Consider the following 20,497-nt stretch of genomic DNA (forward strand, 5'->3'; position numbering starts at 1 on the left):
GCATCATAGTCAATCTATTCCAGGCCCATGGAATCTATTCCATTCTACCTGAATGGAAATGGAAGAAGCAACCCGCTTGGCGGGCTGCTTCAGCTTAAGCGGCTACATGCAGAAAATATGTTTGCCGATCGTTTTCACTTGTGGTCGGGACCAAATCCATTTGCTGGTTGCGGTGTCCGGATTGAAGTAATATATGCAGCCGCCCGACGGGTCCCAGCCGTTGATCGCGTCCTGCACGGCTCTGCGCGCGCGCTCGTTCGGCGTCAGCCAAATTTGTCCATCCGCCACGGCGGTAAAGGCACCCGGCTGAAATATAACCCCCGAAATCGTATTCGGGAAGCTGGGCGACTTCAGCCTGTTGAGGATAACGGCTGCGACCGCGACTTGCCCTTCGTACAGTTCGCCGCGCGCTTCGCCGTAAACGGCATTCGCCATAAGCTTAAGGTCGTTCTCCGACAATCCGAGACGGTTCGATTTGCTGAGCGTCGTCGCCGTTCCCGTCGACTCCGCCTTCGGACGCGATGCAGCGGCGCCCGTGCCGGTCGTTCCCGTCTTACCCGTTCCGGCTTTCGTCGGCAGCTCCGCGGCCGTAGGCTTGTAATTCTTAGTCGCCTCCCATAGCTTCAGCTTCGTCTTCGATTCGACGATCCCGTCGGATTTCAGGCCGAATTTCCACTGAAACCAGGTGACGGCGTTTTTGGTTTTCGCCCCGAAGTTGCCATCGACTTTGCCGTCGAAGAAACCCAAAAACTTCAGCCGGCCCTGCAGTTCATAGACGTCCTTGCCCGAAGAGCCGAGTTTCAAGGTGGCATTGCTAAACGTTTCGGCGGTCTTCCCGCCCCCCGCATGCCTGAGCGTGAACGCACCGAACAACAGAAGGACGATGACCAAGGTCACCGTAATTAAACGATTTCTCATCCTTAGGATCTGCCTTTCCCTTGCTAGTGGATTCTTAAGGAGCAAGCAAGCTACCTGTAGTATGAGAAATCATTCTTCCTTCTATGCATGGATTTGGCTCTAGGAGCTGATCTTTCCGGCATCGTATTGATCCAAGCTCATGAGCACCTCACGCGGCTTGCTTCCCTCATAAGGACCGATGACGGCTTTCGCCTCCATCTGGTCGATAAGGCGCGCTGCGCGATTATACCCGACCCGCATCCGGCGCTGCAGCAGCGACACGGAAGCCTGCTTGGCCTCGAGTACGATGCGGACAGCTTGATCGAATAGCTCGTCAAGCTGTTCGTCCTGCTCGGAATCGGATTCATCCAGCTCCGGCACAAGATCCTCCTTGTACTCCGCTTCCGCTTGACCGCGCGAGAAATTCACGACTGCCTCCACTTCCGCATCGGAGAGAAAGGCGCCTTGCACCCGGATCGGCTTCGACATGCCGACCGGCAGGAACAGCATGTCGCCGCGACCCAGCAGTTTCTCCGCGCCGACCATATCCAGAATCGTCCGGGAATCGACCTGTGAGGATACCCCGAACGCGATTCGGGACGGGATATTCGCCTTGATGACGCCGGTAATGACGTCGACGGATGGACGCTGGGTCGCGATAATCAAGTGAATACCGGCCGCGCGCGCCATCTGCGCAAGCCGCGTGATCGCATCCTCCACATCCCCCGCCGCAACCATCATCAAGTCCGCGAGCTCGTCCACGATAACGACGATGAACGGCAAAATCGCGGCCGGATTGTCAGCCATAAGCGTGTTGTACCCTTCGATATTACGCGTACCCGATTTGGAGAATAACTCGTAGCGTTTCTCCATCTCGACGACGATTTTCTTGAGTGCGAGCGAGGCCCGTCTTGGATCGGTGACCACCGGCGCGAGCAAATGCGGAATCCCGTTGTACATATTCAACTCGACCATCTTCGGGTCGATCATGAGAAACTTTACTTCGTCCGGCCGCGCCTTGTACAGAATGCTCGTGATAATGCCGTTGATGCAAACCGATTTGCCCGAACCCGTGGCACCCGCCACGAGCAAATGCGGCATCTTCGCGAGATTGCCCACAATCGGCTGGCCCGAAATATCTCGGCCGAATGCGATGGACAGCCGAGCATTCACCCCTTGGAATGATGGCGTCTCCATGACCTCCCGCATCGTAACGACGGACACTTCCATGTTCGGAACCTCGATCCCGATGGCGGACTTGCCCGGAATCGGGGCTTCCATCCGGATGTCCTTCGCCGCCAACGCGAGCGCGATATCGTCGGTGAGACCGACGATTCGGCTAACTTTTACCCCTGTCGCAGGCTGCACTTCATAGCGGGTAACCGCTGGACCGCGCACGACGTCGAGCACCTTCGCCTTGACGCCGAAGCTCTCCAAGGTCGCCTCCAGCTTCCGCCTCGCGTCGTTTGCTTCCAGACCTTCACCGCCGCGTCCGCCGCCAGTCGGCTTCGATAATAGGGAGAACGGCGGCAACTGATAGGGCTTCTTAACAGGTAGCGGCTTGATCAGCTCCGGCTGAATATTCGAGTCATCGCCTGCAAGCGCAGGACTATCAAGCAGCGTTGAGCGGGATGGCACCTGCGTTCCCTCATGCAGATCGTTCTCCTCGGCATCTTCCCGATAGTCGTCCAGCTCATCCGTAGGACCGCCTGGCTCGGTTCCGCCTAGCGGCCAAACGGAATCCTCGACTGAATCCAGAGTCGCTCCCGGTTGGCCGGCGTCCAATTGTTCCGCTTGCCACGGCAGCTTGTCAGATTCCCGCATCCTTTGTTCATCCTCATCTTGCTGTGTGTAGGATTGCCAGCTTCCAACCTCGTCGTCATCTTCGTCATCCTGCCATTGCGATGCAAGCGGCGCCGCTTTCTTGCGCCCCGGAGAAGCAGCCCGCTCTTCTTCGATCATCCATTCATTGTCCGGATCCGCGCTATCGCCCGTTGAAGCAGGCTGTTCCGTAAACCAAGAGAAGAACGGCAGCTTCCTTCTCGGTCGCCGCGCAGGTTCGACCGGCAATTCTTCGTCATCATCGTCCAAATCATCGTCATCCAATAAGGCTGCGGCCGAAGAGCCGTTGCTTTTGGACGATTGCTTTGCGACGCGTCCGCCAACGGGGAACAGCTTTGCTCGAAGCAAAGAAAACAGGTGTCCGCCGCGTTTGCGTATAACGCCGGCGAGCTCAACGTAAGATTTGCCCGTCATTAACATGATCGAAATGGCAAACATGACGACCATGACAAACCGCGAGCCAAAATAACCAAATAGCATGTAGAGCAGCGTATATTGAATCGCGCCTGCATATCCACCGCTGATGGCTTGTCCGGCTACCGCCCCCTCGTCCGGCGACATCGCCGGGTCCGGTTCCAGCAGCGCAGTCCTTACGTCGCTCCCGAGCTCCTTCAGAATAAACCCGGAGGATAATCCGCCGACAGGCTCGGTCTTCAGATCCATCATCGCCATGGAGCTATATAGCGTCATGCCGAGCACGAATAGCAGCAATCCGCTCTTCCGGCTCGTCCAACCTGCGGGCCATGCGCGCTTTACCATGACGACCAAGCCCACGTAAATGCCGACAAGTGCCAACACAAAATAAAACTTGCCCAGCAGCAGACCGAACAGTTTCGACAAAGAGCGTCCTACTGCGGCTTCGCCGGACAAGGCAATGACCGAAAGCGTAATGAGAAGAATGCCATACACTTCATATTTAAGGCTCGTCCCGATCGAGCTTTTCTTTCGTTTTTTCCGTTTCGCCACATCCGTCACCTCTGGTTGCATTATACCATAGGTGGACAAATGTTCCTATGCCGACCGAACACCGAAATTACGCTTGAGGAGCCGGATAGGCGATCATCGTCCCCGGCGTATACTGCGGGTTCAGATAAGCATTCAGCGGGCATTCCAGCAAACGGATAATTTTCCCTATTCCGGGCGACACGGGCTCGACCTGCATCTTGATGTCGCCGATGACGATATCCACAAAAGGTCCCGGCTGCTCATTCATGCCGCTCAGCACAAGCTCAAGCGGCATGCTCGTATAGAGCGTCATTGCGTAAGACCTCCCGGCGCTTTGCTTCTTTTATGCTCGTCGATGAACCGATTCAAGTCGCGAAGCGCATCTCCAATCCCGCCGACCGCATCGATCAGCCCGTGTTTGACGGCATCCGCGCCAATGACGGTCGTCCCGATATCTCGCGTCAGCTCCCCTGTCTTAAACATCAGCTCCTTGAACTTCTGTTCCGTAATATTCGAATGGGACGTCACGAAGCGCGTTACTCTCTCCTGCATCTTATCTAAGTATTCGAACGTTTGCGGTACGCCGATAACTAGACCGTTCAGCCTGATCGGATGAATCGTCATCGTCGCCGTCTCGGCGATAAACGATTTATTCGCGGATACGGCGATTGGCACGCCGATCGAGTGACCGCCCCCGAGGACGAGCGTCACGGTCGGCTTCGTGAGCGACGAGATCATCTCCGCGATTGCCAATCCCGCTTCCACGTCACCCCCAACCGTGTTGAGCACAATCATGATCCCTTCGATCTTCGGATTCTGTTCGGCTGCGACCAATTGCGGAATGAGATGCTCGTATTTCGTCGTTTTGTTCTGCGGCGGCAGCACCAAATGCCCTTCCACCTGACCGATAATGGTCATACAGAAAATATTCGATTCGGATGCCGGGGTCATCGTTTGCCCTAATTGCTGAATCGTGTCGACGATCGGATTTCCCAGCTTTTTCTCGCCTCCTTGCGGTTCGGATTGCTCCGCTTTCTCGTTCGTTGCTGCATATTCCCACATTTTGCTTCCTCCTGTTTTATGAACTGTGCATAGTATGGGGTGAGGTACTGGAATTATACAGAGGAGGGAGAAAATAAAAAGGCTCCTCTCCTTCACGCATTCCGCGATTAGGAAAGGAACCTCAATCTTTATACTTCCATAATAATCGGTAAAATCATCGGGCGACGGCGCGTCTGCTCGTAGAGGAAGCGACCGAGCGCATCCTTCACGTTCGTCTTGAGCGAAGCCCACTCGTTGACGTTGTCGTTCATCAGCTTATGCAGCGTCGAGGTCACGATCCGGTTCGCTTCTTCCAGCAAGCCTTCCGATTCGCGCACGTAGACGAATCCGCGGGAGATGATGTCCGGACCGGACAAAATCGCGCCGTCCTGCTTGCTGAGCGTCACGACTACGACAAGAATGCCGTCTTGCGACAACAGCTTGCGGTCGCGAAGAACGATATTGCCGACGTCGCCAACGCCAAGACCGTCGATCAATACATTACCCGCTGGCACTTTATTGCCTTTACGCGCGTTGCCGCCCTGGAACTCGACGGTATCGCCGTTGTCGACAAGGAAAATGTTCTCCTTCTCGATGCCTACCGATTCGCCAAGCAGCGCATGCGAACGAAGCATGCGGAATTCGCCGTGAATCGGAATGAAAAACTTCGGACGGATCAAGTTAATCATGAGCTTCAGCTCTTCTTGGCTGCCGTGACCGGATACGTGTACGCCCGAAATGGAGCCCGGGCCATAAATCACGTTCGCGCCCAAACGCATCAGCTCGTCCACCGTACGACCGACGTAGCGCTCGTTGCCCGGAATCGGCGTTGCCGCGATAATAACCGTATCGCCTGGCAAGATGTCGATTTTACGGTGCGTATTGCGAGCCATGCGGGTCAAAGCCGACATTGGCTCGCCTTGGCTGCCAGTCGACAATACGACGACGCGGTCGGCCGCCATTTTGTTCACTTCTTCCGGTTCGATAATCATGCCCTCCGGAATATCCAGATAGCCTAATTCGGAAGCGATCGTGACGACGTTCACCATGCTGCGGCCAACAACGGCGATTTTGCGGCGGGTTGCCATTGCCGCGTTGATAACCTGTTGAATCCGGTGCACGTTGGACGCGAACGTCGCGACGACGACGCGCTGCGGGGATTTGCGGAAAATATCCTCGAGCTCCGGGCCGATCATGCTCTCCGAAGGCGTGAAGCCCGGGCGTTCCGCGTTCGTGCTGTCCGATAACAGCGCCAGAACGCCGCGTTTGCCGATATCGGCGATCCGCTGCAGGTCCGCATATTGATTATTGACCGGCGTATGGTCGAATTTGAAGTCACCTGTATGTACGACTGTACCTTCCGGCGTGTCCAAGCAAACGCCGACGGAGTCCGGAATACTATGGTTGGTCTTGAAGAAGGACGCAGTAATCGAGCCCAGCTGCAGCTCGGAGTCCGCGTTAATCAGAATGCGTTTCGTCTCGCCGAGCAAGCCCGCTTCTTTCAATTTGCCTTCGATCAGACCGAGGGTCAGCTTCGTGCCGTATACCGGCACATTCAAGTGCTTCAGCACGTATGGCAGACCGCCGATATGGTCTTCATGGCCGTGCGTGATGAGAATGCCGCGCACTTTATCCCGGTTCTCCGTCAAATACGTAATATCCGGAATGACAATATCGATGCCGAGCATGTCCTCTTCTGGGAACTTCAAGCCCGCGTCAACGACGACGATATCGTTCGCGTATTGAACGACATACATATTCTTACCGATTTCACCTACGCCGCCCAATGCGAAAATGAGCAGTTTATCCTGGTTGTTTTTCTTCGACAAGTGGATCAGTACCTCCTATGAAAATTGCATAAATGTAATCCCCTACGTTTCGTCCAATGCGAAAAACGGGGTCGTATCTCATTCGGGTCATGATGGACGCCGCTCAAACCTTAATCGAAATTGCTAAAATTTGCCGCACATCGTCACTTGAGAACATTATACATGATTGAAATTAAGAAACACAAGTAAACGTATTCTTCAAGGTGAAACAGAGCTGCGCTGTCTTGAATCGCGTTGCGCGTTTCATTCCGCTAGAAATACAACATAATTTATGAACCTCAAACTTATAAATTCGTGTATTTCAAGGTTGAAACGGATTGGATTGCGTTGACATTCTGGAGATTGGGAAAGCGGCATTCAGCGAGAATGAAATACAAGTCATTTATAAGCCTATAAATCTAATAAACTCTTCTATAGCTCGCAACAAACGACAAGACCGATGCAGGTGCACCGGTCCCGTCGCGGTCTCTCTCCAATTGTGGATGTCGGCTAAGGCAGGAGCTTGCGAAGGGCGTCGATTTCCGCCTCGTTCGCCGCTACAAGCGGCAAACGAACGCTGCCAACCGGCTGGCCGACCAAACCAAGCGCCGCCTTCACCAGCACCGGATTCGGCAGTTCGAACAATCCTTTGAAGACTGGGAAACATTCGGTATGCAGCGCAGCCGCTTCTTGAACCCGGCCGTCCAGATAAGCTTCGATCATCGTTTTCATGCGGTCACCGATAATATGGCTGGCCACGCTGATGATACCTTGGCCGCCGATCGCAAGCACAGGCAGCGTGACGCTGTCGTCGCCGCTGTATACGAGAAATCCTTCCGGCGCTCCCGCGATGATTTGCGAAACCTGCTCCAGTGACGCGCACTCCTTGGTCGCGACGATATTCTCGATTTGCGCCAAACGAAGCGTCGTCTCGGCCGTCATGCTCGCTACCGTGCGGGACGGTACATTATACAACACGACAGGCAATTTCGTGGACGCGGCAATCGCTTTGAAATGCTGATAGATGCCCTCCTGGGTCGGGCGATTGTAGTAAGGTACGACGAGCAGCACGCCGTCAACGCCGGCCTGCTCCGCGATGCGCGTCAAATGGATCGAATGCGCCGTATCGTTGCTGCCCGTACCCGCAATGACGCGGGCGCGGCCGGCAGCGCGTTCGACGACAAACCGGAAAAGCGCTTCCTTTTCGACGTCCGTCAGCGTCGGGGATTCGCCCGTCGTGCCGGATACGACCAAACTGTCGCTTTTTTGCGCGTCGATCAAATAATCAACCAGTCTTCCCGTCGCTTCCCAATCGATTGCGCCGACCTCGTCGAACGGGGTTACCATTGCCGTAATTAATCTTCCGAAATGCATGCGGTCTCCTCCTAGATCCTACAGCCGACTTCTACCTGCGTGCGGCCCTGGCATGAACCTTGCAAAAAATCCGAACGCCGCGCAGCGGCGTTCGGTCTAGCTTCTATTCGTGAAGAGCGAATTTAGCATGCAGCGCGCGAAGCGCCCCAGCCATATCCGTCTCTCTTACGAGCACCCAAATCGTCGTATTGGAATCCGCCGATTGCAAAATCGGGATTCCTTGCTCCGTCAATGCTTCCACGATCCGCGCCATGATCCCCGGCACGCCGTTCATGCCCCCGCCGATAACGGACACTTTGGCGCATCCCCTAACGGCGACTGGCGCAAAACCGATCGTCTGCAGTATGGTAACCGCCCGCTCGGCATCTTCGTCGAACACGGTATACACCGCGCCGCTTGGCGTAACGTTGATAAAATCAACGCTGATCTGATGCTTCGCCATCGCTTGGAAGACGTGCAGCTGCACATCAGCAGGCCCTTCCTGTGCATGAACGGTTATTTGCGTCACGCCGCTTACGTGCGCGACGCCTGTCACATGACGGTCTTTAACCAGAGCCGCTTGCCGCGCATCGGTAATATCGGTTACGAGCGTGCCTTCGTCTTCCGAAAACGTGGAGCGAACGCGAAGCGGTACCCGAGCTTGCTGGGCGATCTCGACCGCGCGCGGGTGGATGACTTTGGCGCCCAGCCGAGCCATGTTGCAAATCTCCGCGTAGCCTACAACGGTAAGCGGCCGAGCATCTTCGACGATTCGCGGATCGGCTGTGAGAATGCCGTTGACGTCAGTATAAATATCCACGCGCTCCGCATGAAGCGCTGCGCCAAGCGCCGTTGCCGACGTATCGCTGCCGCCGCGGCCAAGCGTGGTGAGATCCCCGTCTTCTGTCACACCCTGGAACCCGGTGACGACGACGACCTTGCCCTCATTAAGATGACGTTCAATCTTCTCCGTCCGAATTTCCAGAATGCGAGCCCGGCCGAATTGATTGTCCGTGATCATGCCTGCGCCGCCGCCCGTTAAGGCGACGGCCGGGATGGAACGGCTTTGCAGCAAGCTGCACAAAGTGGCCGCGGAAATGATTTCTCCGCAGCCAAGCAGCAAGTCCCTCTCCCGCGATGGCAGCGAATCACCATTGTCGCGTATGAAACTGAGCAGCGTATCGGTTGCATAGGGTTCGCCTTTACGCCCCATTGCCGACACGACTACGACCAGCCCATACTGCTGACTGCGTTCGCGCTCGATATGCTTAATCACAAGCTCGCGCGCTTCCGGCGTAGACAACGACGTTCCGCCGAATTTCTGAACTAAGATGGGCATGTTCAAACCTCCGTATCGACCGAAAGACGAATGTCAGACCGTCGCGAAAGGCAACCCGCTGTATTTAGCAAGTTCTCATTAGCTTGCGATATCTCGGCGATTCCCATGGCGTTCCATGCCCCGCCTATTATCAAATCCACCGAACGATTCACATGTTAAAACCGCGGCCGCAAACCATGCGGCTACGGCGTAAACGACCGGCAAATCCAGCCGGTTCCCTTCTGCTTCGGCGACAAGCGGGCAGTAAGCCCTGCTCGCCGCTGGTCAACGTGAACTCCGTCAGGAGTAGCGGACAGCAGTGTCTTCACGTCTTCTAGGTCGTCATAATTAAATTGTGCTGCGTAGACAGATTCCGATTGTCCATGAATAATAATTATACGTGCGGATCTTTATAACAGCCGAAAAGGCAAAACGTGATGTCGCAATGTGCGATAACGTCGTCCTTTATGAAATTATAAAGATAAACAAAATTCGGAATTCTTCAGTTATTAGAAATTAAATATGATACCGCTCCAATAGCAATGGCTGCAGTTGTTTGCCTTGAAGCGCGGCTTCGCACGTTTCCGGAACGAGGTCCATGCTGGCCACGAGCGAATTCGGCTTCTGGATCCAATTGTCCTGCCCGAACGGAACGAAATATACATTCTTCGTCACGAGCAGCTTTGCGATATTCGCCGCGTTAAGTCCCAAACCGTCGTTCGTCGAGATTGCGATGACCAGCGGACGCTGGTTACGCATTTGCGACTTTGCCGCCATAAGTACCGGACTATCCGTCATTGCATTCGCCAATTTGCTCGTCGTATTGCCCGTGCAGGGCGCGATAACGAGCACATCGAGCAGTTTGGAAGGTCCAAGCGGCTCGGCTTGCACGATCGACGTAATCAACTCATTGCCCGTGATCGATCTTAGTTGTTCCTGCCAGCTGGCGGACGTGCCGAATCTCGTATCCGTCGTCAAGAACGAGTGCGAGACGATCGGGACGACGTTCGCGCCTTCATCCACAAACCGCTGAATAACCGGCATGACCTCTTCAAAGGTACAATGAGATCCCGTCAGCGCGTAGCCTACCGTTTTTCCTTGCCATTTCATTGCGCATTCCCCCGCTTACTGGTCTCTTCCATAATTAGCCGACTGAGCACTTCCGCAATGATACGTCCAGCGGTTTTGGGAGCGACTATACCAGGAAGACCGGGGGCGAGCAACGCTTTAATACCCCGCTTCTCGGCAAAACGGAAATCGGTTCCGCCCGGCTTGGAAGCAAGGTCAATAATGACCGCTCGCGATGGCAAATTTGCAATAATTTGCGCTGTGACTATCATAGTCGGAATTGTATTAAAAAGCAAGTCAATATTCCCCACCTGGTGGATGAGATCCTTGAGGTAAAACGGCTCAAAACCCATCTCGTACGCCCTTGCGAAATGCTCTTCTTTCCGGATGCCTACCTTCACTTTCGCGCCTAAACCTTGCAGCGTTCTTGCCAGTGTCAGTCCCGTTCGGCCGATGCCTAGCACCATGGACGAAGAACCGTGGATCGTAATGTCCGTGTTCTGAATCGCCATCATGATGGCGCCTTCCGCCGTCGGAATCGAATTATAGATCGCAACATCGTCACGGTCGAACAGCTCCACCAGCGCTATCTCGTGTTGGACACACAGATCGCGCAAATAAGGCTTTGCCATCCCGGCATATACCGTGCAATGCTTCGGCAGCTTTGATACCTCTTCGTTTGTCAAGATCAGCTCCTGATCGCTGAATACGGTCATGATTCTTCCGTCGTCATCCGTGCCAACGGCCGGCAAGATCAGGGCATCTGCCGATTGGAACAGTTCTTGGCTATACTCGGCTTGGATTGCTCCGTCAAGCGGAGTACGCAATTGGTCAAAGCCGGCGACCGATACGGAAGCATCCAACTCCGTCAACTTGCGGATCACCTCAAGCTGGCGGGCATCGCCTCCGAGCAGCACGACTTGAACCCCTGTCAGCATTCAGGAATCACTCCTTTCCCCGTGGCTTGCGGCAGCCTTCGCTAGCTTGCCGAATCGCCATTAGCGCACTTGGCTATAGACCATCTTATGCAGCAGCCTAAAATGGGTGCGCGCCACCCGTAAGGTTCGATTGGCGGCAATTGTCGTTGGCGAAATTCGGCATAAAACAAAAAAAACCGAAGCTGCCGCTTCGGTTTTCTATCGTCGATATGTGACTGTTATACGCCCGTATGGCCAAAACCGCCCGCCCCGCGCACCGTATCCGGAAGTTCATCCGCTTCTTGGATCGTGACCGCAGGCACGACCTGGAATACAATTTGGGCAATCCGCTCGCCGCGTTCGATCGTGAACGGCTCTTGACCCAAATTAACGAGCAGCACCTTCACTTCCCCGCGATAATCCGCATCAATGGTACCTGGCGTGTTCAGGCATGTGATGCCATGCTTGAAGGCCAGGCCGCTCCTTGGTCGGATTTGCGCTTCCAGTTCTCCAGGCATCGCCATCGAGAAGCCGGTCGGAATCAGCTTGCGTTCGCCCGGAGCAAGCGAAACCGGTTCGCTCACAGCCGCCCTCAGATCAAAGCCTGCGGCAAGCTCGGACATTTTGCTCGGCAGTTCGATCTCTTCGTTGCCCGGGAGTCGTTTGAACAACACGTTATACAAGGCAATCCCTCCCAATCGAAGCTGCCGCTTTATCGTTGCTGCCGACCATGGCGACCGCGAACGGTACGGACAGCATCCGCTTGGTAACGTCGCGGATATCGTCCATGCTTACCGCGTCGATGCGGGCCAGCAATTCATCCAGCGTATAATGCCGCCCGATCATCAGTTCGTTCTTGCCCAGACGGTTCATCCGGCTGCTCGTGCTCTCTAGACTGAGGATCAAGCTGCCTTTTAGCTGCTCCTTGCCGCGATGCAGTTCCGCATCGGACAATCCCTTCGCCGACAGTTCCTGCATCATCTCGATCGTCAGATCGAGCACATCCTTCGTCTGCTTCGGCGCGGTTCCCGCATAGACGGTGAACAACCCGCTGTCCGCATACGAGGTGTGATAAGAGTAAACAGAGTACGCCAGCCCGCGTTTCTCGCGGATTTCCTGGAATAGACGCGAGCTCATGCCGCCGCCTACGGCGTTATTCAGCAGAATCATCGCATACAGCTGCGGATCAGCGATCGAAAGACCCGGGAACGTCATGCAAATGTGATTTTGTTCCGTTTTCTTCTTGTGGAAGAGATAGGTGCCTTCGAATGCCGGCGCAGTAATCGGGCTATCGGTCCCGCGGTTGGCGAATGCGCCGAAATGACGTTCGAGCAATTCGATCAGCGCCTCTTTCTCCACATTTCCCGCCACCGCGATGACCGTATTGTCAATCCGGTAATTACTCTTCATATAATTACGCAGCGTATCGCTCGTCATCGCCGTTAACCGCTCTTCCAGTCCGAGGATGGAATACGCCAACGGGTGATCGCCGTACGAAGCGCGCGAAGCCTCGTCGTGCACCTTGTCGTCCGGGGTATCTTCATACATCGCGATTTCTTCGAGTATGACGTTCTTCTCCTTCGCCAGTTCGTTGTCGTCGAACTGGGAATTGAAAAACATATCGGACAGCGCATCCACCGCGAGCGGCAAATGCTGGTCGAGCACTTTCGCGAAATAGCACGTATATTCCTTGGCCGTGAACGCGTTCACATTGCCGCCGATGCCGTCGAACAAGTCGGCAATGTCTTTGGCGGAGCGTTTCTCCGTTCCTTTGAACAGCATATGTTCGATAAAATGCGAAATCCCGTTGTTCGCCGGCGTCTCATTGCGCGACCCCGTCTTGACCCAGATCCCGAACGAAACCGACCGGCAAGTCGGGATATACTCCACGACGACCCGCAGTCCGTTGCTAAGCGTGTATGTATTCAAGGCTATTCCTCCTCGAGCATTCTCTATCTGAAGAGAACCCCCATCATCATGAGCATGATCCTTAAAAATCAATGATATCACTATAACAAAATTAAGGCGCGGTCACAACTTGCGGCACACGGGCGGACGAGAGCGTGTCGGATACGGTGCCGAGCGCGTATCCCTTCGCTTTGATCGCCTTAATCATCCCCGGCAGCGCTCCGCTCGCCGAATCGGTCGGATGCATCAGAATCAAGGATCCTGGTTCGATTCGGTTGCCGATCTTGGCGACGATCGAGCTAGGTGAAGGATGCTGCCAATCGACGGTGTCGAGCGTCCAAAGCACGGTTTTCAGCCCTTGACTGTACGCCACATCAACAGTTAACTGGTTATAATCGCCCGAAGGCGGCGCAAACCAGCGGTTCTGCACGCCGAGCGTCGACTTCAGCAGCGCTTCGGTTCGCGTAATTTGAGATAGCTGCGCTTGTCTGGACAATTTGCTCATACTCGGATGCGAATAGGCGTGATTGGAAATTTCATGGCCTTCCGACTGGATTTTTTTCGCCAGCTCCGGATTGTTTTTCAGCCATGACCCGTCGAGAAAAAAGGTTGCCTTGACGTTCTCCTTCCGAAGCGTCTTCAGCATCGGCTCCACGTATTCGTTGCCCCATGCGACGTTGATCATGAACGACGCCATCTTCTTGTTCGGATTGCCCCGGTAAATCGGAACCGCGCCTAGATCGTCAAGCCCGACGGCCGGCGGCGTTTCCTTATATACGTAATCGATCGGCGTATGCAGCGGCGCATGCTTCATCCGTTCCACCGTTTGCTCGACGTCGATCTCCAATCCGTTATAACCGGGGATCGCTTTCCAAATCCGATCCACCTTCGCATTGACCGGCTTCATGCGCGTCTTCGCCGCCTCTTCTTCAATTGTCTTGCGCAGCGTCCGATGCTCGGGCGTCAAGGTCAAGTTCGCGAACGCCTCCCGCGCGCCGACACCCTGCTTCACGCCGTTTATATATGCCGTCCAATCCCCGCTCCATTGAACCGCGATCAACAGTGTCCCCATCATGATCGCCATCGCAACCGTCTTCCCCAGTTTCATGACGTTCGTCCCACCTTTCTCCTTCATCCTATTACAGCTTGGACCGAAATATGAACGAGCAGGCGGGAGTTATTTGCGCAACAAAAAAAGAGACAGACATGACTCTGGCTCTTTCTTCTACGATATGGAGGACGAGCGGCGTGGTCCTACGACTGCGCCGGCTCTTGTTGTTGGGCGACCAGCAATACTTTGCGGGACAAGTTCACACGGCCTTGATTGTCGATCTCGGTTACCTTAACGGTAATTTGATCGCCGATCTTCACCGCGTCTTCTACTTTCGCTACGCGTTCGGTTGACAGCTGGGAGATGTGAACCAAGCCGTCTTTACCCGGCAAAATCTCCACGAACGCGCCGAACTTCTCGATCCGTTTGACCGTGCCCAAGTAAATTTCGCCGACGATGACTTCGCGGACGATGCCCTCGATGATCTGCTTCGCGCGCTCGTTCGCCGCTTGGTTGGAAGAAGCGATGAACACTTTGCCATCCTGCTCGATATCGATTTTGACACCCGTCTCTTCGATGATCTTGTTGATGACTTTGCCGCCAGCGCCGATGACATCGCGGATCTTGTCCGGATTGATGTTCATGATGACGATCTTCGGCGCGTACTGGGACAGCTCCGTACGAGGCTTCTGCATGACTTCGTTCATTTTGCCCAAAATGTGCATGCGACCTACGCGCGCTTGCTCGAGCGCTTGCGTCAAAATCGCGCGGTCGATGCCGTCGATTTTGATGTCCATCTGGATCGCCGTCACGCCTTCAGGCGTACCCGCGACTTTGAAGTCCATATCGCCGAGATGGTCTTCCATGCCTTGAATGTCGGTCAGAATGGAGAAATGCTCGCCATTCTTGATCAGACCCATCGCCACGCCGGCAACCGGTGCCTTGATCGGTACGCCTGCATCCATCATAGCCAGCGTGCTCGCGCAAATACTTGCTTGGCTCGTGGAACCGTTCGACTCCAGCACTTCGGATACCAGGCGAATCGTGTACGGGAATTCGGATTCCGGCGGAATGACTTTGGAGAGCGCGCGCTCGCCCAATGCACCATGTCCAATCTCGCGACGACCCGGAGGACGGAGCGGTCTGGCTTCGCCGACGCTGAACGGCGGGAAGTTGTAATGATGCATGAAGCGCTTCGTTTCTTCCAGGTCGATGCCGTCGAGAATTTGCACATCGCCTAACGCGCCAAGCGTACAGATGCTAAGCGCTTGCGTCTGCCCCCGCGTGAACAGACCCGAACCGTGCGTGCGCGGCAGCAGCGCGACGTCGCATTCGATTGGACGGATCTCGTCCAGCGCGCGGCCGTCGGGACGCACTTTGTCGTGCGTGATCAGTCGACGCACTTCTTCTTTGACGATATCGTACAGGACTTCTTTCACATCGCCGATGAGCTCAGGCATCTCCGCGTATTCAACTTCGAAATGCGCGATCGTCTCGACATTTACCGCGTCGATGGCATCTTGGCGTGCATGTTTCTCGTGAATCCGGACGGCTTGTACAAGACGTTCCGCCGCAAATGCGCGTACTTGCTCGTTCACGTTCGCATCCACTTCATGGAGTTTGACTTCCATTTTCGGCTTACCGGCAGCCGCTACGAGCTCTTCGATTTTCGCGACGATTTTGCGGATTTCCTCATGGCCGAACATGATTGCTTCCAGCATCACGCTCTCCGGCACTTCGTTCGCTTCCGCTTCCACCATCATAATGGCGTCTTTCGTGCCCGCGACGACGACATAGATGTCGGTCTTCGCTTCCTGCTCGACCGTTGGGTTAATAATAAACTCGCCATCGATCCGTCCGACGATAACGCCGCCGATCGGTCCGTTGAACGGCACGTCTGAGATGGACAGCGCTGCCGAGGTTCCGATCATCGCCGCAATCTCCGGCGGGCAGTCTTGGTCGACGCTCATGACGATATCCGCGATTTGCACTTCGTTCCGGAACCCTTCCGGGAACAACGGACGAATCGGACGGTCGGTCAAGCGGCTCGCCAAAATCGCTTTCTCGCTCGGACGTCCTTCGCGTTTAATGAATCCGCCTGGAATTTTGCCTACCGCGTACAGTCTTTCCTCGTAGTTCACCGTAAGCGGGAAAAAGTCCAGTTTCTTCGGTTCGTTCGAAGCCGTTACCGTACAGAGGATAACCGTCTCGCCGTAACGAACCGTCACCGCCGCGTTCGCTTGTTTCGCCAATCGTCCTGTCTCGAGAATAAGCGGACGACCGCCTAGTGACATTTCTACACGCTGTATCATGAAATCCCTCCTTGCTGCACCCGGAGGACTCCCCCCGATGGCTGCAGTTCTATCAGTTTGCAAGTTGATATAAGAAAAGCTCCCGCAATAATTGGAGCTTATCAATTAGGATCGATCCGTCCGTCCATCGTGAAGCGGAACCGCAATAACCCCATTATGTAGCTTTTCATCCAAGGCGGCTAACCATACTTCGTCGTTTCCTCGGACAGGTCCTTTACGTTACAAAAAGCAACCCGGCGAGGCTATCCTTACGGATAGCCCAACAACCAGGTTGCTTTTTCCCCGCATGTTATCGGCGAAGACCGAGTTTTTCGATCAGTGCGCTGTAACGTTTAACATCTTTGTTTTTCAGGTAAGCCAGCAGTTTACGGCGCTGACCAACCATCTTAAGCAGACCGCGGCGCGAGTGGTGATCTTTCTTGTGCGTCCGAAGATGATCTGTCAAGTTCACAATGTTTTGCGTCAGGATAGCGATTTGAACTTCCGGGGAACCGGTATCGTTCGCATGAGTTTTGTGCTCGTCGATCAGTTGGTGCTTGCGTTCTTGCGTAAGTGCCATCCTTGTTCACCTCCTTGTATCATAATCGCCAATTGCCTCGCCGATCGTCCCGGTGAAAGCACGATGGCCAAGCAAAGGTTCAGTGCGCAGCAGATTGGAAAAATCCGCTTCAACTACGCAACGTTAAAGAGTATACCACAATCCATACCGAAAAGTAAATGGAGTCCGCTATGAATTTGATGAAAGAATAGAGCGGGCCTCTTCCGCGTCGGCGTTGATTTGCGCGATGAGCGCATCGATCGATCCGAACTTCCGCTCCGCGCGCAAGAAAGCAATCAGACGTAACGTAACGGTCTTGCCATACAGGCTTTCATTAAAGTCGAATAAATGCGCTTCAAATACAGGCTCGGGCAAATGTTCGTGGAAGGTTGGCTTCACGCCGATATTTAATACCGCGTCGTAAAGCTGGCCGTCAACTTCCGCGCGAATCGCGTACACGCCGATCTTGGGTACGACATAGGGTGCGCTCGGCTGTACGTTCGCCGTCGGATAACCGATCGTCCGTCCTCGTCCTTCCCCTTGCACGACCGTGCCGCGAACCGCGTAAGGCGCTCCGATCAACTCGGCCGCTACCTGAGGTTTCCCATCCGCCAACATCGCCCGAATCCGGGTGCTGCTTACTTTCTCGCCATCCAGCAAATAAGGCTCAATGACGCTCACTTCGATCGCTTCCGGTTCACACAGCTCGCGCATGACCGAAGCATTGCCCGCGCCTTTGGCTCCGAACGCGAAATCAAAGCCGACAACGACGCGGCGTACTTGGAGCGGACGTAAGATGTCGTGGACAAACATGCTTGGCGATACCGCCGCGAACGCCAGATCGAATTGAACGACGTACACGAGATCGACGCCAAGCCGTTCGAAACATTCCAGCTTGTCGGCGAGCGGTGTAAGCGCCGTTACATACTGTCCGGCGTTATTTCCCAACACTTCCTTCGGATGCGGATGGAACGTCATGACGGCTGCTTTCGCGCCGCTCTCCCGCGCCGCTTCGACTGCCGTACGGATGACATTCTGATGTCCGCGATGAACGCCGTCGAAATGACCGATTGCGATCGTTGTCGGTTCTGCGCCTTCCAACTCGCCGGCCGATAGTGGATAATGCAACGAAATGATTTTCAAGAGCTACACCTGCTTTATGTTCTTCGTCTCAACTGGGCTGTTCCGCGTTACGATGCATACGCGCACGGCCATGCGTTTATACGGGCGTAAATACTTTAACGGGCTTCAGCGTCTCGTTCTCCGCATCGGGTTCGTACACGCCCAGGAACATCCCGTCATGGCCATAAAGGCGAATGAGCGGTGATTCCCGCAGCACGGCATCCTCGATCCGAACATACTTGAACGCGATCCGCTTGCCTTGAAGCGCATTACGCGCCGTGATCTCGCCGACGTCGCCGCGGGGCATATATTCAAGCGGCGCGTCCGCGGGAATCAGCTTGTCGGCAATATTCCCGCTGGCCTGAAGTTCGCGGAGCTGCTCCAACGTCACGCAATCCGCTTGTGTCAAGCCGCCAGACATTGTGCGTACAAGCTCCTTCATCGTTGCCGGCACACCCAGAAGCCGGCCGATGTCAACGCACAACGTCCGGATATATGTACCTTTGGAGCAAACGACCGAGAAGCGAATCTCCGGGTAGTCCTGCTCCAAATCCGCGCTGATCAGCGCAATCTCATGAACCGTGACACGCCGGGACTTTCGTTCGATGACCTTGCCCTCTCGAGCGAGCTCATACAGCCGTTTGCCGTCCACGCGTACGGCCGAGAACATCGGCGGCACTTGTTCGATCTCCCCGACGAATGAAGCTAACGCCTCGCGCAGCTGTCCCTCCGTTAATCGGATGCCGGGCCGATCCTCAAGCACCGTGCCGGTCATATCCTCCGTATCGGTCGCGATGCCGAGCTTAAGTACCGCCTCGTAAGCTTTCGGACGCTCCTGGACGTATTCGACGACTCGGGTCGCGCGGCCGATACAGATCGGCAGCACGCCGGTTACTTGCGGATCAAGCGTGCCGGTATGGCCGATCCGCTTGATGCGGAGTATCCCTCTTGCCTTGGCCACCACGTCGTGGGAGGTCCAGCCAGCAGGTTTCCAAATAGCCAAAATCCCGTCCGTCATCCCTGTAACGCCTCGCTTACCGCTTGTATGACCTGGTTAACCGCTTCCTGCATCGGCAAATCCAATCGGCAGCCGGCAGCTCGCACATGACCTCCGCCACCAAACGACTGGGCGATCGCCGATACGTTGGCTGCCCCGGACGAACGAAGGCTTACCTTTACGCAGCCGTCTGCGGCTTCCTTAAAGAGCATGCCGACATCGACGCCTTCTACGTTCCTCGCATAGTTCACGAGACCTTCGAGGTCTTCGCTCGTCGCTCCCGTCGCTTCGAGATCCGCATGGCCAACCGTAATCCATGCAATGCGGTTATCGGTCGAAAAGGTTAGGTTCGCTAGACCGCGCTGCAGCAAGAGCAGCTGCGCTTTCGTCATTTTTTCCAGCAAATGCTCGGCCAGCAGATGACCCGATACGCCCAGCGTCAAAATGGCGGAAGCAATCTGCATGACGCGCGGCGACGTGCTGGAATAACGGAAACCTCCCGTATCGGTCAACAGACCGGTATAGACGGCCGTGCCCGCCTCAACGTCTAACGGAATTCCCGCGAATTCGATTAAATCATACAAAATTTCGACCGTTGCGGCAGCATCCGATCGTATTAAATTGACGGTTCCGAAATGGTCATTCGTCGGATGATGGTCGATATTAAGCAAGCCGCAACCCGGCGCGAATCGTTCGGAGACGAGACCGATCCGCTTATAATCCGCGCAATCTACCGCGATTACGCGATCAAAGCGCACTTCAGCGGCCACCTCATTCATGCTTTGGATATGCGAGGAGCCCTTCAAATAGCCGAGTCTCAACGGAACCGAGCTCTCGTTCATCATGACGAAGGTCTTGCCCAGCTTGGCAAGCAGCCAAGCGGTCACTAACGTCGAACTGATGGCATCCCCGTCAGGCTGGACGTGCGAAACGATGAGAAAGTGTTCGCCTTCCCGCATATACGCAAGCGCTTGGCCCAATTGGTCCGCGTATGCAGGAAATGACGGCATGCCCGCCGTCATTGTCCATTACCTCCATCATTCAATTGGCCGAGAATCGACGTGATCCGACTGCCGTACTCGATGCTGCTGTCAAACTTAAAGATCAGCTCCGGCGTATGGCGGAAACGGATCCGCTTGCCGAGCTCGGAGCGGATGAACCCGGTGCTTCTGGATAGCGCCTTAAGCGTCTCTTCCTTCTGCTCGTCATTGCCAAGCACGCTAAGGAATACTCTCGCCTGAGACAGGTCTCCCGTCACCTCGACCCCCGTCACGGTAATAAAACCGATCCGGGGATCTTTCAGTTCCGTCTGGATGATGGTGCTGATTTCTTTCTTGATTTGTTCTCCGACACGCCCTACGCGAATTTTCGCCATAGGTT

Annotated in this window: 18 protein-coding genes; all 18 read right to left on the reverse strand. The window is 55.0% G+C overall.

Going from position 1 to position 20,497, the window contains the following annotated elements; genetic code table 11:
- Positions 1-102 precede the first annotated feature (102 nt).
- A complete protein-coding gene (sleB, locus tag ACFSKT_RS07235; RefSeq protein WP_377722096.1) occupies positions 103-918 on the reverse strand; it encodes a spore cortex-lytic enzyme in 816 nt (271 codons plus the stop codon).
- Between the two features lie 99 nt (positions 919-1,017).
- Positions 1,018-3,705: an FtsK/SpoIIIE family DNA translocase gene (locus tag ACFSKT_RS07240; protein WP_377722097.1), complete on the reverse strand. Its 2,688-nt coding sequence runs from the start codon at positions 3,703-3,705 to the stop codon at positions 1,018-1,020.
- 67 nt (positions 3,706-3,772) lie between these two features.
- Complete coding sequence (locus ACFSKT_RS07245) at positions 3,773-3,997, reverse strand: YlzJ-like family protein (protein ID WP_377722098.1); 225 nt, start codon at positions 3,995-3,997, stop codon at positions 3,773-3,775.
- Positions 3,994-4,746 carry a ClpP family protease gene (locus ACFSKT_RS07250; RefSeq protein ID WP_377722099.1) on the reverse strand — a complete coding sequence of 251 codons (753 nt, stop codon included), beginning with the start codon at positions 4,744-4,746 and terminating at the stop codon, positions 3,994-3,996. The genes ACFSKT_RS07245 and ACFSKT_RS07250 overlap by 4 nt, the downstream gene beginning before the upstream one ends.
- A 128-nt stretch (positions 4,747-4,874) precedes the next feature.
- Positions 4,875-6,554, reverse strand: a complete 1,680-nt coding sequence (locus ACFSKT_RS07255) for a ribonuclease J (protein WP_377722100.1) — start codon at positions 6,552-6,554, stop codon at positions 4,875-4,877.
- Between the two features lie 489 nt (positions 6,555-7,043).
- On the reverse strand, positions 7,044-7,907 hold the full coding sequence (gene dapA, locus ACFSKT_RS07260; protein WP_377722101.1) for a 4-hydroxy-tetrahydrodipicolinate synthase: 864 nt from the start codon (positions 7,905-7,907) through the stop codon (positions 7,044-7,046).
- Between the two features lie 103 nt (positions 7,908-8,010).
- A complete protein-coding gene (dapG, locus tag ACFSKT_RS07265) occupies positions 8,011-9,225 on the reverse strand; it encodes an aspartate kinase (protein ID WP_377722102.1) in 1,215 nt (404 codons plus the stop codon).
- A 495-nt stretch (positions 9,226-9,720) separates the two neighbouring features.
- Entirely contained in the window at positions 9,721-10,314 is a 594-nt protein-coding gene (locus tag ACFSKT_RS07270) for a dipicolinate synthase subunit B (protein WP_377722103.1), read from the reverse strand.
- Positions 10,311-11,210: a dipicolinate synthase subunit DpsA gene (dpsA, locus tag ACFSKT_RS07275; RefSeq protein ID WP_377722104.1), complete on the reverse strand. Its 900-nt coding sequence runs from the start codon at positions 11,208-11,210 to the stop codon at positions 10,311-10,313. The genes ACFSKT_RS07270 and dpsA overlap by 4 nt, the downstream gene beginning before the upstream one ends.
- A gap of 218 nt (positions 11,211-11,428) precedes the next feature.
- Positions 11,429-11,872: a dUTP diphosphatase gene (gene dut, locus ACFSKT_RS07280; RefSeq protein ID WP_377722105.1), complete on the reverse strand. Its 444-nt coding sequence runs from the start codon at positions 11,870-11,872 to the stop codon at positions 11,429-11,431.
- Positions 11,865-13,118: a M16 family metallopeptidase gene (locus ACFSKT_RS07285; protein WP_377722106.1), complete on the reverse strand. Its 1,254-nt coding sequence runs from the start codon at positions 13,116-13,118 to the stop codon at positions 11,865-11,867. Before ACFSKT_RS07285 ends, dut begins: the two co-directional genes overlap by 8 nt.
- A 91-nt stretch (positions 13,119-13,209) precedes the next feature.
- On the reverse strand, positions 13,210-14,205 hold the full coding sequence (locus ACFSKT_RS07290; protein ID WP_377722107.1) for a polysaccharide deacetylase family protein: 996 nt from the start codon (positions 14,203-14,205) through the stop codon (positions 13,210-13,212).
- A gap of 146 nt (positions 14,206-14,351) precedes the next feature.
- On the reverse strand, positions 14,352-16,460 hold the full coding sequence (pnp, locus tag ACFSKT_RS07295) for a polyribonucleotide nucleotidyltransferase (RefSeq protein ID WP_377722108.1): 2,109 nt from the start codon (positions 16,458-16,460) through the stop codon (positions 14,352-14,354).
- A 289-nt stretch (positions 16,461-16,749) separates the two neighbouring features.
- Positions 16,750-17,019, reverse strand: coding sequence for a 30S ribosomal protein S15 (gene rpsO, locus ACFSKT_RS07300; RefSeq protein ID WP_090574209.1), 270 nt, complete (start codon positions 17,017-17,019; stop codon positions 16,750-16,752).
- Positions 17,020-17,187: 168 nt separating this feature from the next.
- The gene (locus ACFSKT_RS07305; protein ID WP_377722109.1) at positions 17,188-18,141 is read right to left on the reverse strand and encodes a bifunctional riboflavin kinase/FAD synthetase; all 954 of its coding nucleotides are present in this window, start codon (positions 18,139-18,141) and stop codon (positions 17,188-17,190) included.
- Between the two features lie 76 nt (positions 18,142-18,217).
- Positions 18,218-19,138, reverse strand: coding sequence for a tRNA pseudouridine(55) synthase TruB (truB, locus tag ACFSKT_RS07310; protein WP_377722110.1), 921 nt, complete (start codon positions 19,136-19,138; stop codon positions 18,218-18,220).
- Positions 19,135-20,139 (reverse strand): DHH family phosphoesterase, encoded by a 1,005-nt coding sequence (locus tag ACFSKT_RS07315; protein WP_377722111.1) that lies wholly within the window; start codon positions 20,137-20,139, stop codon positions 19,135-19,137. Before ACFSKT_RS07315 ends, truB begins: the two co-directional genes overlap by 4 nt.
- Positions 20,136-20,492 carry a 30S ribosome-binding factor RbfA gene (gene rbfA / locus ACFSKT_RS07320; RefSeq protein WP_148928110.1) on the reverse strand — a complete coding sequence of 119 codons (357 nt, stop codon included), beginning with the start codon at positions 20,490-20,492 and terminating at the stop codon, positions 20,136-20,138. Before rbfA ends, ACFSKT_RS07315 begins: the two co-directional genes overlap by 4 nt.
- Between the last annotated feature and the right edge of the window lie 5 nt (positions 20,493-20,497).

Source organism: Paenibacillus xanthanilyticus (assembly GCF_042682185.1).
In the GTDB taxonomy this organism is placed as follows: Bacteria; Bacillota; Bacilli; order Paenibacillales; family Paenibacillaceae; genus Paenibacillus_Z; species Paenibacillus_Z xanthanilyticus.